General features: G+C 41.9%; 19 protein-coding genes. 17 read left to right on the forward strand and 2 right to left on the reverse strand.

Annotation, left to right across the window (positions count from 1 at the left end; genetic code table 11):
• The 9 genes from LUCIF_RS20240 to LUCIF_RS20280 all read left to right on the forward strand — a co-directional run.
• The coding region (locus LUCIF_RS20240; protein ID WP_122629660.1) for a group II intron maturase-specific domain-containing protein at positions 1-269 on the forward strand (269 nt) is incomplete at its 5' end.
• A 184-nt stretch (positions 270-453) separates the two neighbouring features.
• Positions 454-1,257, forward strand: coding sequence for an NAD(+) diphosphatase (nudC, locus tag LUCIF_RS20245; protein WP_122629661.1), 804 nt, complete (start codon positions 454-456; stop codon positions 1,255-1,257).
• A 55-nt stretch (positions 1,258-1,312) separates the two neighbouring features.
• Positions 1,313-2,197, forward strand: coding sequence for an aldose 1-epimerase family protein (locus LUCIF_RS20250; RefSeq protein WP_122629662.1), 885 nt, complete (start codon positions 1,313-1,315; stop codon positions 2,195-2,197).
• A 28-nt stretch (positions 2,198-2,225) separates the two neighbouring features.
• Positions 2,226-3,098, forward strand: a complete 873-nt coding sequence (locus tag LUCIF_RS20255; protein ID WP_122629663.1) for a MurR/RpiR family transcriptional regulator — start codon at positions 2,226-2,228, stop codon at positions 3,096-3,098.
• Between the two features lie 543 nt (positions 3,099-3,641).
• Positions 3,642-5,009 carry an S-layer homology domain-containing protein gene (locus LUCIF_RS20260; RefSeq protein WP_122629664.1) on the forward strand — a complete coding sequence of 456 codons (1,368 nt, stop codon included), beginning with the start codon at positions 3,642-3,644 and terminating at the stop codon, positions 5,007-5,009.
• 262 nt (positions 5,010-5,271) lie between these two features.
• On the forward strand, positions 5,272-6,636 hold the full coding sequence (locus LUCIF_RS20265) for a PTS transporter subunit EIIC (protein WP_122629665.1): 1,365 nt from the start codon (positions 5,272-5,274) through the stop codon (positions 6,634-6,636).
• Between the two features lie 28 nt (positions 6,637-6,664).
• Entirely contained in the window at positions 6,665-7,171 is a 507-nt protein-coding gene (locus LUCIF_RS20270; RefSeq protein ID WP_207858169.1) for a PTS sugar transporter subunit IIA, read from the forward strand.
• A 53-nt stretch (positions 7,172-7,224) separates the two neighbouring features.
• Positions 7,225-8,715, forward strand: coding sequence for a sulfatase (locus LUCIF_RS20275; protein ID WP_122629667.1), 1,491 nt, complete (start codon positions 7,225-7,227; stop codon positions 8,713-8,715).
• Between the two features lie 44 nt (positions 8,716-8,759).
• A complete protein-coding gene (locus LUCIF_RS20280; RefSeq protein ID WP_122629668.1) occupies positions 8,760-9,905 on the forward strand; it encodes a radical SAM/SPASM domain-containing protein in 1,146 nt (381 codons plus the stop codon).
• On the opposite strand, the gene LUCIF_RS20285 is transcribed toward LUCIF_RS20280, so the two are convergent.
• Together LUCIF_RS20285 and LUCIF_RS20290 are read right to left on the reverse strand one after the other, a co-directional pair.
• Complete coding sequence (locus LUCIF_RS20285; RefSeq protein WP_122629669.1) at positions 9,897-10,550, reverse strand: flavodoxin family protein; 654 nt, start codon at positions 10,548-10,550, stop codon at positions 9,897-9,899. The genes LUCIF_RS20280 and LUCIF_RS20285 overlap by 9 nt on opposite strands.
• 15 nt (positions 10,551-10,565) lie before the next feature.
• A complete protein-coding gene (locus tag LUCIF_RS20290; RefSeq protein ID WP_122629670.1) occupies positions 10,566-11,465 on the reverse strand; it encodes a PhzF family isomerase in 900 nt (299 codons plus the stop codon).
• 285 nt (positions 11,466-11,750) lie between these two features.
• Between LUCIF_RS20290 and LUCIF_RS20295 the strand changes: the two genes are divergently transcribed.
• The 8 genes from LUCIF_RS20295 to LUCIF_RS20325 all read left to right on the forward strand — a co-directional run.
• Positions 11,751-12,737, forward strand: a complete 987-nt coding sequence (locus LUCIF_RS20295; protein WP_207858171.1) for a permease — start codon at positions 11,751-11,753, stop codon at positions 12,735-12,737.
• A 59-nt stretch (positions 12,738-12,796) separates the two neighbouring features.
• Complete coding sequence (locus tag LUCIF_RS20300; protein WP_122629671.1) at positions 12,797-13,207, forward strand: arsenate reductase ArsC; 411 nt, start codon at positions 12,797-12,799, stop codon at positions 13,205-13,207.
• An 18-nt stretch (positions 13,208-13,225) separates the two neighbouring features.
• Positions 13,226-13,465 (forward strand): thioredoxin family protein, encoded by a 240-nt coding sequence (locus LUCIF_RS20305; RefSeq protein ID WP_122629672.1) that lies wholly within the window; start codon positions 13,226-13,228, stop codon positions 13,463-13,465.
• A 20-nt stretch (positions 13,466-13,485) separates the two neighbouring features.
• Positions 13,486-13,797, forward strand: coding sequence for an ArsR/SmtB family transcription factor (locus LUCIF_RS20310; RefSeq protein WP_122629673.1), 312 nt, complete (start codon positions 13,486-13,488; stop codon positions 13,795-13,797).
• Between the two features lie 225 nt (positions 13,798-14,022).
• Positions 14,023-14,199, forward strand: a complete 177-nt coding sequence (locus LUCIF_RS26220; RefSeq protein ID WP_165866085.1) for a hypothetical protein — start codon at positions 14,023-14,025, stop codon at positions 14,197-14,199.
• A 50-nt stretch (positions 14,200-14,249) separates the two neighbouring features.
• Positions 14,250-14,534 carry a hypothetical protein gene (locus tag LUCIF_RS20315; RefSeq protein WP_122629674.1) on the forward strand — a complete coding sequence of 95 codons (285 nt, stop codon included), beginning with the start codon at positions 14,250-14,252 and terminating at the stop codon, positions 14,532-14,534.
• Between the two features lie 272 nt (positions 14,535-14,806).
• Positions 14,807-16,828, forward strand: coding sequence for a sigma-54-dependent Fis family transcriptional regulator (locus LUCIF_RS20320; protein WP_122629675.1), 2,022 nt, complete (start codon positions 14,807-14,809; stop codon positions 16,826-16,828).
• Between the two features lie 465 nt (positions 16,829-17,293).
• Positions 17,294-17,665 (forward strand): S-layer homology domain-containing protein (locus tag LUCIF_RS20325; protein ID WP_133306308.1); only part of this gene is annotated, 372 nt, incomplete at its 3' end.

Raw genomic sequence — 17,665 nt, forward strand, 5'->3', positions numbered from 1 at the left:
TTGCTGAATGGCTCTATCAAAATATGCACACTGAGATAGGAGACTTAATCAAGCAGATAAATGCCAAGCTGGCTGGGCACTACCGCTACTATGGGGTGACCGACAACAGCAACGGAATTCATGCGTTTGGATACCGCATACGGCGCAAGATACTTGAAGTGCTCAATCGTAGAAGCCAAAAGAACAGCCTGACTTGGGAAGGATTTGCAAAACTCGAGGAGAGATTCCCGCTAGTTAACGCGAGAATCTATGTAAATATCTATGGCTAGACGTAAGTAAATGCTGCTATGAAGAGCCGGATGCCTTAATAGGGCAAGTCCGGTTCTGTGAGGGTTGCGCGTCGCAAGGCGCGTTTCTACTCGACCTCGTCTGCAACTGAAAATTGAATGCAAATTCCACTCCTAAGTGTTATATTAAAAGGAACGAATCGTTGCAGTTGAGGAGTGTTTGTAAATGGAGTTTGAATCTGATTTTGCAAGGGTCCCTGAAAATGCATACTGTTTTTTATTTTGTGATGATGAAATAGTAATAAAAGAGGTTGACGGCGGCGATAAGATTCCGTTTGTTTATGAGCTGAAGACCCTGAACAATAAACCGACGCAGGGTTACTATATAGGCATGGTGGATGGAAACAGGTTTTATGCAGCTGTCGGTGATAAAAGCAGTCTTAAAGGCTTTTCTTTTAAAAAAGTTAGACAAGTATACGGGCAGATAGAAAATAGCCGGTATTGGCTTATGCTTCGTGCGTTTCACATTATAAGCTGGATGAAATTGAACCGGTTTTGTGGCTGTTGTGGCGGTTCAATGAAGGTGTTTCCCAACGAACTTGCCGTTCAATGCGTTGCGTGTGAGCGGATTGTTTATCCGCGAATTTCTCCCGCTATTATCGTCGCCGTTATAAAAGACGATAAGATTTTGCTGGCCCGTTCAAACCGGTTTCCCCCGGGAAGATATAGTGTACTGGCCGGATTCGTTGAACCGGGGGAAACGCTGGAAGACTGTGTTAAAAGAGAACTGAAAGAAGAAGTCGGAATTGGAGTCACTGATATTCAGTATTTCGGCAGTCAGCCATGGCCTTTTCCTGACTCGCTTATGGTTGCTTTTACAGCGAGATGGTCGGAAGGAGAAATAAGCATTGATAATAATGAAATTGTAGATGCGAATTGGTACTCTGCCGATAATCTCCCTAACCTCCCTGGCAGGGACAGCATAGCAAGACGGCTAATTGACTGGTTTGTTGAACACGCCAAAATTTAGTGCGAATTCACGCAGTTTGGCAAATCCGGCAGCGGAAAATCGAATATTTTATTAAATGGAGTGGATTACGATTAAGACTCGGATAGAAAACGGCGATATATATGCGGTAATCAGTAATCATGGTGCCGAGTTATTAAATTTGGTATTAAAAAAGGATGATATTGAATACCTTTGGAGTGCTCAACCGGATATCTGGGCACGGCATGCCCCGGTGTTGTTTCCTATTGTGGGAAAGTTGAAAAATAATCGATATAAAGTGGGGAATCAAAACTATGAGATGTTTCAGCATGGTTTTGCCCGGGATATGGAGTTTGAACAGATTCAGAGAAACAGGGATAAAGTTTGTTATCGGTTAGCAAGCAGCGACGATACATTACTAAAATATCCCTATAAATTTCAACTGGATATTGTCTATAGTTTGCAAGCTAACAGCATAAGCTGCAGGTATAGTGTGAAAAATATTGATAGCCTGTGCAGCTACTTTTCTATTGGTGCACATCCGGGTTTTAATTGTCCCCTTTTACCGGGAGAAACGATAGAAGACTATTATTTGGAGTTTGAAAAAACCGAAACAGCCGAACGATATTGGTTGAAAAAAGGCCTTGTTGTAAGGCGGACAGATTATTTGGAAAATGAAAAGGAGATTGCTTTATCGACTCAACTGTTCAATGAGGATGCACTTATATTCAAAAATTTAGCCTCAACGCGAATTGGTCTAAAAAGTAAGAGGACAGAGAAAAGCGTGACGGTAGATTATACCGGCTTTCCGTACCTTGGCATATGGTCGAAACCTGGCGGTGCCCCGTTCATTTGTATTGAACCCTGGTATGGGATAACCGATAACAGCGAGGCTACCGGTCAATTAACCGATAAAGAAGGGATATTGGCGTTGGAACCAGGGCAGGAATTTACGTGCGAATTTAAAATTATAATAACATAGTTATTATAGCCGTAATGGGGGAGCTAAGTTGGAAGCGGATTCGGTGTTATTGCGAGTTGAACAGTATGCTAATCGTTGTACGAAGTCTGAAACGGGTATTTTAAATGAGATTTTACGCAATCCTCAAGAGGTGGCAAAGGATACAATTGTAGAATTTGCCGCTAAATGCGAAGTGTCTGAACCTACAATTACCCGTTTTGTCCGTAAGATTGGGTTCAAACACTATACAGAGTTTCGCATAATTTTATCGCAGGAATTATTAAGGGATGAAATTAAGAAAAACCAGAATTATGATGAAAAAAAAGAAATTTCCGGCTTATACGAAGAGTATTGCCGGTTGCTGGAAAAGTCTTCGGCTCTTATCTCTCAGGAAATATTAAATGAACTGATTGATATGATGGACCAGGCAACACGAATAAAAATATACGGAATTGGAGCTTCCGGCCTGACAGCTTTTGAAACAGCAACGAAATTATTACGGGTGGGTTATAGTGTATTTGCTGTGTCAGATGCGTCGTATATGCGGCGTGATGCTTCTTATTCCCGCCAAGGGGATCTTATTATAGCCTTTTCCGTGTCGGGTGAGACCCGTGATTTGGTGGCCGCGCTTGAATTGGCCGCTAAACATGGAGCGCGCATAATTTTGGTCTCTGCCTACGAACATTCGGCAGCGTCTAAGTTTGCCCATAAAGTAGTGTTTACTTCCCGTAAGGATTCTTTACCGGCGGGACACTTTATATCGTCGGAAATTGCTCAATTATTTGTGGTGGATTGTTTATATGAACGAATTGTCAGGAGAAATCCTGATAAATTAGTCGACTATGAGGCAAAGGCATTTTCTGCTGTTGTTGATGATTTCAGCGAAGCAAGAATAGTTAGACCAAGAAAAAAGAAAGAATAGAAAGAAGCACACACTTAACGGCGGTATCGAAGAAAAATCGATATCGCCGTTAGTTTGTATATCAGTAGATTGAAATGAGTGATATTTACATTTTAAATAATTAGATGATGTTTATTTACAAATGGCTGCAAATGATTTATACTTCTTGTATAAAGATTTGAAATAGTGCGAAAAAGATGGGGACTAACTAAGGTTACGGTGGCGGGGCAAAGAAGGCACTAAGTTATTAGGAAGGGAGGTGATTTTTCCACAATCAGTAGGCCGGCAACTGCAGAAAATTTTAATAAAAGGGATGGAGTTGTTGGGTTTGTGAGCCGATATGAACCGGCACTTTTGAGGGAGGGATGGAGCAGATTTATAGGTGTCTGAAGACAAATATCACAATGCGGGGGTCGCCGACGGAATAATATTGAATGATTTGCGAAATTGCCGGGATAGGGAGGGTGCCCCAAATGGCCGTTGCCAAATAGAACCTATATTTGGTTAATTGAGAATTATAAAAAGAAGCGGTGTTAAGATCGTCGCTAAGGGGAGGATTTTTAAATGAAAAAAGTACTTATTGTTTTTCTGGTGTTGGTACTTGTTATGAGCACTATGGCAATCGCGTCCGCGGCGCCTGCCAGTCCGTTCGCCGATGTTCCTGCCGGCAGCTGGGCTTACAGTGCTGTTAAACAATTGGTTCAGGACGGCATCCTATCCGGTTATGGCAACGGCGCTTTCCAGGGCAATAATCTTATGACCCGTTACGAAATGGCTCAAATTGTAGCAAACGCGGTGACGAAAGAAGATAAAGCCAACGCACAGGACAAGGCTTTAATCAACAAATTGGCCGCTGAGTTCGCGGCCGAACTGGATAGTCTCGGCGTACGCGTCTCTAAACTCGAAGCCAATCAGCCCAATATTGTGTTCAAAGGCAATGCAGTATTTCGCTATACAGACAAAGCATTTAATACTCCCAATAAACCTAGCTCCATGAATGAACAGTACCGGTTCCTGCTTGACAGTACCGCCAAAGTTGACAATAATACCAGCTTTTCTTTCCGCTATAACTCGGCAGCGCCGGATAAAGCAGACTTCTCAAACAATCCGTGGACAACCTTTGGGACAAACGCTCAAAGTTCCGGCACCATATCTACGATTGACCGGTTTAACTTTACTACAAAAATTAATGATGTAACGGCCACGGTAGGACGGCAATCGTTCTATGTTGACGCGCAGAATGTGTTTATGTCTTCTCTGATTCTTGGTTTTGACGGCATTAAAGCCACAGCTCCGGTTGGCAATCTTAACCTGACCACAACGTTCGGCCACTGGATCAACGGAGTTACCTTTGACGGCGCTTCTTCCACCGGCAATCTGCAAAAATACGCCAACACCCTGGATGTAAGAAGCGTGTCAATGGGATCCAAAGCGGGCAAGTTTGACTGGTCATTAGGATACTATGATTTGCACAATCCATCTCTCGGAGTCGATCCGTTCAAATGGACGGTGGTAAATACCAACTATCTGTTCAACCATAATATCGGCTTGAACAGCGAATACATTAAAAACAGCGCGAGTGAGAACGTGATTCCGTTCCCAGGCAAGAAAAGCGACGCTTATTCCATAAAAGTTACGATAGGTGATCAGAACCTTGACAAGCCCGCAGCTCATAATTTCTCGATCAACTATGTCAATAAAGGCGCTAACGCTTTCGCCAACCAGTTCTCGGCGATGGGAGATTCCACCGGCAACAGTGATGCTGCAAACGGCTTAAACTTTGTTAACTGGGATCTTCAGTACGGCTATGCTTTCAGCAAAACCTTCAATACCGTTCTCCAGTACAGCCGAGTTATTCCGGAAAAAGCAGGGGAAAGCGTCTCCGGCGCTGATAACCATTTCTTCCGCGTTGTATTTAATCTGAATTTTTAATAGTAGTAAATTCTGAGAAAAGAGACTTGACTGTATAGGTTTCCCTATACAAGAAAAGTATTAGTCAAATACTATTAACTGGCCTGTGCTGGTAAGTATAATAGTTATGCTGGGAGGTGCGGCCCCTTGCGCCAGTTATAAAAGCAGGTCTGCAAGGGGGGCGCAGATCCCGTCTACAGAGATATAAGAATAAAATGTGCCAAAATAGAGCGGTGTTACAAATGGCAAAGAAGAACAAGGAGAAGCGGAGAGGATAATTAGTATGAAAGAAAAAGAGATGGCGAAAAAAATTATTGAGCTTTCCGGCGGTAAAGAGAATTTTGTAAGTGTTATAAATTGTATGACCAGAGTGAGGATAACCTACGTTGATAATAAACTTGTCAATTTGGATGAGATACAGAAACTGGATTTCGTCCAGGGAGTTATTATTGACGAAACAACTCAGATTATAGTTGGTCCGGGAAGAAGCACCAAAGTCAGGGTAGCGATAAATGAATTACTTGGTGCTAGTCAAAACGGGACAGATCAAGGCATCAAGATAGAAAAAAAAGGCTCAAATGCACTGAAAACATTAGCTAATATTTTTGTTCCTATTATTCCTGCGATTATCGCATCCGGGGTTATCATGGGAATTAATAATGTGATAACCACGAATGCGACAATGAAAGCGATCGAATTAGGAGTCAAAGCTACAGGTAAACTCACCGCGACACAAGTTGTATTGCAAATGTGGCACATGTTAGAGATTAGTACGATGTTGGGAATTATAGGAAGCGCTACTTTTGCATTTTTAGCTATTTATGTAGGAATTACAGCGGCTAAAGAATTTGGTGCGGATATGGTAATGGGCGGACTTGTAGGTGGTATGACGATTGTACCTGCATTAGGAATCATTCATCTTCACACTGGGCAAGGCGGATTGTTTGGAGTTATTCTGGCAGTGTATATATTTGCAAAAGTTGAGAAATTTTTGCGAAAGATGATTCCTGATATTATAGCTGTCGTTGCGCTTCCTGTTTTTTCCATTTCTATCGTTGCAATTTTATTATTCTTTGTCGTTATGCCAATTATGGGGGTGCTAACAGGCTGGGTAACAAGCGGATTACTGTATATTATCAAAGTTAGCGGTCCGTTAGGAGGTTTTATATTTGCAGCCGGCGCACCATCACTGATTGCAACGGGACTTCACCAAGGTATGATTCCTATCAATATGGAGCTTATTAACGCGACAGGATCTACTATCTTAAATAGTATTCAAATCATGAGCAATGCGGGTATGGTAGGAGCTGCTGCGGCTATATACCTTTTAACAAAGGACCCTAAAACAAAGAGTATTGCCAAGGCCGCTATTCCTACAAGCTTTCTGGCAGTGGGGGAACCAACCATTTATGGCGTTAATATTCCATCCGGCTTTGGTTTTATTACCGGCTCTATAGGGGCTGGTTTTGGCGGAGCGATGGTCGTCTGGTTAGGTGTTAAAACATCTGCGTTAGGTGCTGCAGGCATGTCGGCCATTCCGTTAATCGCGGATGGTAAATACCTGCAATATCTTATTTGCTATTTTGTCGGCGCCATCGCCGCGTTTATTTTAACCTTTGCAGTAGGCAAAATGCGTAAGTATGAATAGTTTTTGAGAAGTTCTTTCTGTAAGTCCATTGGAAGCTTTAAAAGAAGTAAAAGGCGGGAATAAAATGTTTAATATTTTTAAGAAAGCACAGTTTAAAATCGTTTCTCCGGCAAAGGGAAAGTTAAAAGATATAACGGAAGTAAATGATAAAACATTTAGCACCAAAACGTTAGGTGATGGTTTTGCAATAGAACCGGAGAACGGAGACGTACATTCACCGATGGATGGGGTGGTAGAATCGATTTTTCCTACTCTGCATGCATTGGCTTTAAAAAACAGCAATGGGACAGAGATCTTAATTCATATAGGAATAAATACTGTCACATTAAATGGCGATGGATTCAAATCGTTTGTTAGCGAAGGGAAAAAGGTTAACGCGGGTGACAGACTTGTAACATTTGATATGGACTTTGTAAAAGACAAAGTAAAATCCACCGATATAATAGTAATTTTTATGAATGGTCAAAGTTGTGAACTGCTTAAGAATGGAGCAGATGTAGAGGTTTCAGAAGAAGAAATAGTTAATATTAAATAAGCTAAATTCAAAGCCGATTTATTATTTTTCTAAATTTGAGGAGGGGCCCTTTCTTGCGAACTATATTGGTCTTAATGGATACCTTAAAACGCGATGTCTTGAAAGTATATAATCAGGAAGCAACTGCAATTACACCGGCTATTGATTCCTTCGCAGAAGAGTCAATCGTTTTTGATGAACACCGGGTTGGCTCAATGCCCTGTATGCCGGCCCGGCGGGATATTCTTACGGGAAGGCTGGATTTTCTTGAACGTTACTGGGGTCCCATTGAACCGTTCGACGTAACTCTTCCCGGTGTATTGCGCGATTATGGTGTTTTTACCCATATTACAACGGATCATCACCATTATTTTCGTATCGGCGGTGAAAATTATTGTCAAGCCTTTAATACATGGGAATTTCAGCGGGGGCAGGAAAGTGATCCATGGGTTTCTTTGATTGATGATCCGTTTATGCCACAAGAGCATTATGGAAATGTTAAACGGCAATATCAATGTAATAAAACTAAGTTTAAGTCGGAAGCGGGCTATTCAACGCCCAAGACGTTCCAAAATGCGATGGAGTGGCTCGAGATCAATGGAAAAAATGAAAACTTTTTTTTGACAGTAGAGGTTTTTGACCCGCATGAACCGTTTGATTGCGATGAGAAGTATTTAAAAATGTATGCGGATAATTATGATGGGCCGTTCTTTGATGCGCCTCAATATGGGGAGGCGAATGAACCTGATGCGGCGAAAGAACATTTAAAAAGGCGTTATCAGGCAACGCTAAGTATGACGGATGCCGGATTTGGCCGTTTAATAAAAAAATTAAAAGAGTTAAATATTTATGATGAAACGATCATTATCTTAACAGCCGACCACGGATTTTGTCTGGACCAGCATGGCTATTGGGGTAAGAATTGTATGCACGTTTACGATGAAATAGCCAGGATTCCGTTTATCGTTCATGTGCCGAAAAGCTTTCCGGCGGTACCCCGGCGGGTTAAGGCGTTAACGCAAAATATTGATATTATGCCAACGGTTTTAGACTATTTGGCTATTCCGATTCCGGACAAAGTGCAAGGAATTTCGTTGCGCTCTTTGATTGAAGGCCAGGCGGCTAAAGTTCGCGATTATGCATTATACGGGTATCATTCGATGGCGGTGAATATCACAGATGGTGAATATACCTACTTGCGCGCACCGGCGAAAGAAGATAATTATCCCTGTTACACTTACACCGCAGTGCCCATGAGCATTCGAACCTTTCTCGGGACTGACTGTGCGGACGGTATTGAAGCGGGCCGGTTTTTGAAACATACTAATTACCCGGTATTTAAGATCCCGGTTTCGCGGGAAGATGTACCGTTTGGCGGTAAAGAAAATGACTTTAGCTTGAAGTTTGTTAATGAATCCAAACTGTATTGTGTACGGGAAGATCCTAAACAAGAAATTTCGATTGTTGATGCTGCCCTTGAAAAAAAATATGCCAATCTCCTAATGAAAGCTCTGACCGCTTTTGACGCCCCGGATGAGCAATTTGCCAGACTGGGTCTGGTCTAAAAATTAAGTGGTGCAATTTATGACGAAAAAGGAAATGACGAAAAATGGCTGACTTACATGTTCTAATTAAGCCTGTTTCAGGTAAATGCAATATGCGGTGTGGTTATTGTTTTTATTATGACGTGATGCAGAAACGCAATCAGGCAGACCTGGGAATCATGACGGAAACGACAATAAAAGCGCTTGTTGACAGCGCTTTTGCCTATGTTGGAGACAGGGGCAGCCTCAATTTCGTTTTTCAGGGAGGCGAACCTACGCTGTGGGGGATGGAATCCTTTCAGAGTTTTGTAAGCTATGTTGAAAGGCAAAAGCAAAACCAAAAAGTAGGTTATGGGCTGCAAACCAATGGTTTGCTGATTGATAATCAATTCAGTAAGTTTTTGGCACAGCATCGCTTTCTTGTCGGGTTATCACTGGATGGTCCATGTGATATGCATAATAAATATCGGTTAGACAGGAATGGGAGAGGCACTTACTCCCGGGTTTTGGGTGCGGCCCAGCGCTTGGCCGCACAGGGTGTGGATTTCAACATTTTGAGTGTTATAACCCTGGAACAGGCTAGACATCCTGATAAGTATTACAATTTTTTAAAACGGAATAAAATTACGCACGGACAGTTGATCCCTTGCATTAATGGCTATGGAGGAGCTAATGCCGGCGAAAGCCTCGATGGGGAAATTTATGGTAAGTTTCTCTGCCGGATATTTGATTTGTGGCTTAAGGACTGGGAAGAAGGGCAGGCTATATCTCTTAGAGAATTCGATAATTTGGCCGGAATGGCTCTGGCCGGGATTGAGCCGGAATTATGCTCGATGGCCGGTAAATGCGGTCCAAACGCTGTGATAGAAGCCGACGGCAGCGTGTATCCCTGCGATTTCTATGTACTGGATGAGTGGCGCTTAGGCAATATACACGAAGCAGGCCTGCAGGACCTGCTGAACGGTGAGCTTGAAAGAAAGTTTATCCGTATGTCAGAGAAACTTGCGGCTGAATGCCGCCAATGCAATGTACTGAAATTATGCCGCGGCGGATGCCGGCGGCTGCGTGAGCCGTGGGTGGCTGGCGAGCCGTCCAGATTTGTCTGGTGTAAAGCGCAAAAAAGTTTCCTGCCGTATTTTATAAGTCATCTGGACCGGTTGGCAATGGCAATTCGGCAACAGCAAAAGCGGAAAAAGCAGCACTCATTTTAAAACGGACTTGGCGAATCGAACTCCCAGGTTGAAGGCTTTTTCGCAGTCTTTGGGGAATTCTTCCTGGCGTCTTCTGGACTTAGCGGCTGCATCAAATGCCGTAACGACATATTTAGAGTAATCGTTAAATTGATAAGTATCTGTTGAGTACAACGATTCCGAAGCACCAAAGACTCTTGCAAAGATATTTTCGTTGGCGAGAAAAACCCGGTCATAGCCCCAATCCCGTAGCATCTCTTCTTTAATATTCATTGTATAAATAAAACCAATCGTTTTTTTCTTTGGGACAAGGGATGAGTGAGTTTCGTCGTAAACCAAGTATTGAAAGGCCATGCGTTCCATAAGTGACCGCATCTCGCCGGTGACGTTGCCCAGGTAGATGGGTGAGCCAAGAATAACGGCATCCGCCCTTTCAATTTTTTCTAATACAGGGGACAGGTCGTCCTTGTAAGCGCATTTTCCGTAGCTTCTTCCGCCTTTTAGCTTACAGGAAAAACAACTTATACAGCCTTTAAAGTTGAGATCGTACAGATGGATGAGCTCAGTAGCAGCGCCTTGGGAAGCGGCCCCTTCCAGCGCTTTATTTAGCAGCGTTGCGGTGTTCCAATTCTTCCTTGGGCTTCCGTTTATAGCTAAAATATACATAATCGATACCCCCCGTTATATTTCGACCTGGGCTTTGAATACAATGACCGCGGTTCCGCCTATCTGAACCTGAATTGGTTCACCATTTTCTATTTTAACCTTTACATTTACTGTTCCCCTGCGGTGAATTGCTTCTCCCTGAACGCCCGTGAATGAAAACATAGAATGGTCATGTTCAACCAACCGATGTTTAACCAGATAGGCTCCCAGTGGCCCGTGAGCATTTCCGGTTACAGGATCTTCAGAAATACCAATCGCCGGGGCAAACATTCGGCCATGAGTTAAAATAGTACCGGGCCGGGAAGCGAAAGTAAAGGTGTAATAGCCATTACAGCCGATGGATTTACTTAATTCGCTTAATGCACTCATATTAGGGGATAAACTGCTAAGTTTGGTTAATGAATGAATCCCGATAATTACTTTGGAGTGTCCGGTAGAAACGATTTGAATAGGACACCGTTCATCCATGTCCTGTTCAGCCAGACCGAGAGCCGACAGCAGACTGTGACGGGCATTGCCGGTAAGGGGATCGGAAAACTCGATGGTTCCTTGCGTCATCCATATTGTATAATCCTTCTCTTTTACAATATCTACCGGCAGAATACCAATTCCTATTTTTTGAATGACCCTGCCCGGTTCGAGCTGATTTTCTATCGCCCGAACATAATGAGCGGCAATTGTGGCATGGCCGCATGACGGCACTTCGGTAGTTGGCGTAAAATATCTAAGCTTGACATCGTGCCCGGCATCGTCGGGCGGAAAAATGAAAACCGTCTCAGAGTTGTTCAGTTCCCGTGCTATCCGCTGCATATCCGGTTCCGATAATCCTGCTGCATTTGGGACTACGCCAGCGGGATTTCCTTTGAATTTTTCGGACGTAAATGCGTCTACCTGGTAAATTTCATATGATTTCATTACAACTGCCTCCTAAACCCCTTACATTGGAGAAAGGGAGAGTTCAATTCTTCGAATGATATTACTATAATAGTAAATAGTAGTAGGATAAATAACAAGTAGGTACTTATAAGTTATATAGTATCTATTTATATACTATTTATTTTAGATATTATAAATGTAATTCGATAATTAAATTCCCGCCCAATAAGTAGAATTGGCAGAAAAATGGCTGCCTGTAAAAAATCCTTGACACGGACAATTTGTGTCGATTATTATATAAATAAACTTAAATATGTTTATGCGATGTTTAAGTTAGTTTATGATGTGGAGATGATAGGTATGCTGCAGGATTTTGCCGATTTTATATCTTATAATATGCTGGGGTTAAAAGCAGGAACTCATTTAGGCGACGCGGTTAACTTCTTTTTTTATGACACTGTTAAAATTTTCATAATGCTTGCGATCATTGTTTTTGCAGTATCCCTCATCCGGACCTATTTTCCGCCGGAAAAAACCAAAAGCATATTAAGCCATAAAAGAGAATTTTGGGGTAATATTTCCGCGGCCCTTTTAGGTATTGTTACACCTTTTTGTTCCTGTTCCGCCGTTCCGTTATTCATTGGGTTTTTGGAATCGGGGGTGCCATTAGGGGTTACGTTTTCGTTTCTAATTTCTTCTCCCATGGTTAATGAAGTGGCCTTAATCCTGCTATGGGGAATGTTCGGCTGGAAAATTGCCGCTATATATGCCATCTCGGGTGTAAGTGTGGCTATAATTTCCGGATATATTATAGGTAAACTGCATCTTGAACATTTAGTCCAGGAATATGTTTATCAAATCAAGACGGGAAATACCGCTGAAACTGCCAGGATGAGTAATAGAGAACGAATGGATTATGCAATGGACTATACAAAAGAAATTATGAAAAAGGTTTGGCTCTACATTATTATTGCCATCGCGATAGGCGGAGCGATCCATGGCTATGCCCCGGAAGACTTTCTTGTTAACTATGCAGGAAAGGATAACTTGTTTGCAGTTCCCTTAGCCGTTTTAATTGGTGTTCCGCTTTATTCCAATGCGGCAGGAATGATCCCTATTGTTTATGCGTTGATGGAAAAAGGAATGAGTACAGGCACTGTACTTGCTTTTATGATGTCTGTAACTGCACTGAGTTTACCTGAAATGATAATTCTTAAAAATGTGCTGAAACCGAAGATGCTTATGATTTTCGCCGGAATTATGGCAATCACTATAATTCTAATCGGTTATCTTTTTAATGCTATTATATAAGAGGGCTTACTGCTCAAACGAAGTTGTTAATATGGAATTAAATATACAGGAGTGATAATATGGAAAAGAAAAAAGTGCTATTTTTGTGTACCCATAATTCGGCCCGCTCTCAAATGGCGGAAGGATGGTTAAGACATTTATATGGCGACAGATACTTAGCCTTTAGTGCAGGTACACAGCCGTCTAAAGTGAACCCCTATGTGGCAAAGTCAATGCAACAAGCCGGTGTCGACATGAGTTCCCACACTTCGAAGCACGTAAATGAGTTCATAAACCAGGATTTTGACTACATTGTCACTGTGTGCGACAATGCGAAAGAAGCTTGTCCCTACTTTGCCGGCGGAAAAGAACATTTACATCAGAGCTTTAGCGACCCATCGGCGTTTACGGGAACAGATGAGGAAATCATGAATGGCGTAAATGAAGTCCGGGAGCAAATTAAAAATTGGATAATCAAAACATTTAAATAATTAAGGGGGAAGTATATAATGAAAATCGAAATTTTAGGTATGGGTTGTCAAAAATGTAACAAGCTTGCGGAAAATGCCAAACAAGCAGTTGCGGAACTGGGAATTCAAGCCGAACTTAGTAAAGTGGAAGACTTTAAAGAAATAGCTAAGTATGGCGTTATGACGACACCGGCTCTTGTAGTGGACGGCGTAGTGAAAGTGAGCGGAAAAGTTCCGTCGAAAGATGAGATTATCGCGATTTTGAAAGCCGGCAATTAAAATATTGGAGTGTATTTACCATGGCAAATATTGCTGATATTTTCAAAGCCCTTGGCGATGATACCAGAATAGAAATTGTTAGGATGCTTATGGGCCAATCCCTGTGTGTGTGTGATATTATAGATGCTTTTAACCTTACCCAGCCTGCTATCTCTCATCATTTAAAAATCTTGAAGCAAGCGGGGATAATCGACGATAGTAAAGAGGGCAAATGGGTTTTTTATAGTATAAATGCTGCGGCGTTTCAAAGCATTACCGGTTTTGTTAATGAATATGCCCAATATAAAGGACGGCAGGAAAAACGCACTCCGTGTTCTCCTAATAGGCTTTAGAGGAGAGATGGAATTTAGGAAAATCGAACAGCCGGTTATACTCTCTGGTATTCCCATTAAAGGTTTCGGGCGTTGATACCAATGAATAATAAACTTCTGTACCAAATGTAGAATTTGGCAGGAGTTTTATTTTTTTATGGGAAAATTAAGTTGTTATAGGTGTTGAGATAAAAAGATGGTTACGTTCTTCAGGCTAAGAAACATAGATAAAAAGGGGGCTTATGCATGAAAAATGTTGAAATGAGTATGAATGGCGATATCTTGACAATAATGGTAGATGTTTCTAAGACGTTTGGCAAATCCAGCAGCGGCAAATCGACTATTATTGCATCTACAGAAGGGAATGTGTCTATACCTGGCAGGGATGAAATCAAGATCGGGTTGAATGTTTACACGAAATGAGGGGGAAAAGATAGAAGACGTACGCAGGGAATAACGAGGGGGTATCCGTATTGACGCCACTAAAAAAGGTGGCCATTTTTCTTATGATGATTGGCATAGAAAAAGGCCAAAGCATCCTTGCTTTGATGGATAACAGTGAAATTAAGGCCGTTGTGCCTGAGATTCGGAATCTAAAAGAGGTTTCCCCGGAAATACAGAAAAGTATCTGGGCTGAACTGAAGGAGTTAGGCTATGAAGACAGGGTAAATCCCGCGGAAGCGCTGACTATTATACGATTTTTATTTAATGGCAGAAAGATTGAGAATACGCTAAAAAGTGCTGATTTAAATGAATAAAAGAGTATTAGCTTTATGAAGGAATAATAAGCTCCTACCCAATATGTGGAATTTGGCTGGGGTTTTATTTTTTAACCCATACAAAAAATCAAGAAAAAAAGGACGATTTAGTGGTAAAATATATCTCCAGGAGTATTGAAAACTAAGTCGAATTTTATCTTTATAAGTTCCGGGCGGAATTAGAAAAACTTTTATTAATGGAATTTTGAATTGTTATCAAACAACAAGGCCATCAGTTTTATAAGGATTTGTTAAAAAGGGAGTGGTCTGGCGTGGATAGTTTCGCAGAGAAGCATAATGACAGTAATGAAAAAATACAGCAAAGAATTGCAATATTACAAAAGGCATGGGAAGATTTTGTTGCTACTGGGAAATTGGCGTCTGATAACATTATATCTGCTGAAGTATTAAGTTCCTGGACGCGGTCAAGAAAGCGAGGCATTGATCCCTATAATGTACCCAATGAACGGCTTTCACAAGACGAATTACAGGAAAAGCTAAGAAAAAATAGCCAGTTAATTAAGGTCGTAACGCCTTTTTTGGAGGCGATAGCCGAGAATGTCGAAGGTACAGGCTTTAGAGTTGATTTATTTGATGCGGATATGTATTTACTTTGGAACTGTGGTGATACAAAAGTACTGGAGGATTCCAAAAATCGCAGTTTCATTGAGCCGGGAATAGGCAGAAGTGAGGCAACTTGCGGAACGAATGCAATTAATTTAGCAGCATTGTTGGAAAAACCGGTGCAATTACTGGGGCCGGAACATTATAATATTGCACTGCAGCATTGGACTTGTTCCGCCGTACCAATAAAGGATGGAAAGGGGAAAGTGATTGCAGTTATTAATGCCGCCGGGTATTATTGGCTGATTCATAAGCATACTTTGGGTATGATGACGGCCCTGGGAAAAAGTATTGAATATTGTTTGATGCAACAAGCGGTTCGCAGAGAGCTGGAGCAAACGAATACCTTTTATAAAGAGATTATGGAATCGATTACGGATGCTTTGATTGTTGTCAATAATGACGGGCGGATTATGATGAACAATATTGTTGCCAGGAAACATTTTGGCATGGGAAAATTCGATCTTTGCGGGTTAGCCGTAGATTCTTTGTGGGGGAAATCCAATCCATTTTCCGAGGTTATGAATACAGGGCAGCCTATTTTTGATAGAGAAATTTCGTTTACAAGACAAGGGAAAATAACCAGATTGATGGGTTCGATAAAGCCGATTGAATTAAAAGAGAATGGGTTAAAAGGGGTTGTGGGAATTTTTCGGGGGAGAAGCCATACCCGCGGTATAATTAAGAATTTTGTCGGGTGGAAGGCGCATTTTTCTTTCGAACATTTAATTGGCGAGAGCGAAGCTTTTCGACAGGTGGTCCGCTTAGCCCGGGAAACAGCGAAAATGGATAGTAATGTGCTTATTGAAGGGGAGAGCGGTACCGGCAAGGAACTGTTTGCACAGTCTATTCATAATGACAGCGTAAACTGTGAGGGCCCTTTTGTTGTGGTGAATTGTGCTGCCATACCCAATGGCTTGCTTGAAAGTGAACTTTTCGGTTACGAGGGCGGAGCTTTTACCGGCGCCAAAAAGGAAGGGCAGCCGGGGAAATTTGAATTAGCCGAAGGGGGAACTATTTTTCTGGATGAAATTAATTCGCTGCCTATGGAAATGCAGGCTAAAATATTAAGAACCCTTCAAAATAAAACGGTGGTACGGCTGGGGGGAACCGAGGAAATTCCGGTAAAAGTACGGGTAATTTCCGCAAGCAATTCCGACCTTTGGGAAATGGTTCAACGCGAGGAATTCCGGGAAGATTTGTTCTACCGGATTAATGTGATTACGATCAATCTTCCCCCGCTCAGAGAACGGGGAAATGATTTGGAATTGTTGGTTAAAAACATACTTTCAATTAAAAAGATACCTGATGATGTTTTGGATGATTCGGCGATTCAGGTTATGAAGAATTATGATTGGCCGGGTAATATTCGTGAGCTTGAGAATGTAATAGAGCGAAGTTTTGTAATGGCTAGGTCGCGCGGGGCGGAAAAGGTAGAGGCGGAAGATGTGCTAAATTATCCGGGAATCAAACGTGAAGTGAAGAAGACGGTGTTTACCATGGAGAGTGACGCTAACCTTGGTTTAAAAGATAACGAAAAAGGCATAATTTTAAAAGCGCTGGAAGCAAGTAACGGCAACGTCAGTGCAGCTGCTGAAATGCTGGGGATTGCCCGGAATACTCTATATCGGAAAATGAAACGTTTCGGTATTCATGATAATAAGTGTTAACCGTTTAATAAAATAAAAGTCAAATTTTACTGTCTTATCTTGGGCCTTAGCCAAGATAAGACAGTTTTTATTTTGCGTATCAAAATGGAACAGCGTTTGTTACAAGATGGAGCATGGAAGTTGTAACAATTTTTCTAAAATACTTATATTTGCATAATTTCTGCGATTTTTAAGTTGGCATACAATTTGCAATATTTAATTATAGAAAATGAGAGACCATGGCTGGATAGAATTTTCTATTGTCGACAGGAAGAGTATTGGGTGAAGACGGCGAGAGTGTAGAAGGCACTAAGTTATTAAGAGGGGAGGTGATATTATTCCAACGGAATAATATTGAATGATTTGCAAAATTGCCGGGATAGGGAGGGTGCCCAAAATGGTTATTGCCAAATAGAACTTATATTTGTTTAGTTGAGAATTATAAAAAGAGCGGTGTTTAATTCGTCGATAGGGGAGGATTTCTTAATGAAAAAAGTACTTATAGTTTTTCTGGTGGTTGTAATTGTTATGAGCACTATGGCAATCGCGTCCGCGGCGCCTGCCAGTCCGTTCGCCGATGTTCCCGCCGGGAGCTGGGCTTACAGTGCTGTTAAACAATTGGCTCAGGACGGTATCCTATCCGGTTATGGCAACGGCGCTTTCCAGGGTAATAATCTTATGACCCGTTACGAAATGGCCCAAATTGTAGCCAATGCGGTAACTAAAGAAGACAAAGCCAACGCACAGGACAAGGCTTTAATCAACAAATTGGCCGCCGAGTTCGCGGCCGAACTGGATAGCCTCGGCGTACGCGTCTCTAAACTCGAAGCCAATCAGCCCAATATTGTGTTCAAAGGC

It is taken from the genome of Allolucifera butyrica, assembly GCF_900476375.1.
Classification (GTDB): domain Bacteria; phylum Bacillota; class Negativicutes; order Sporomusales; family UPPP01; genus Lucifera; species Lucifera butyrica.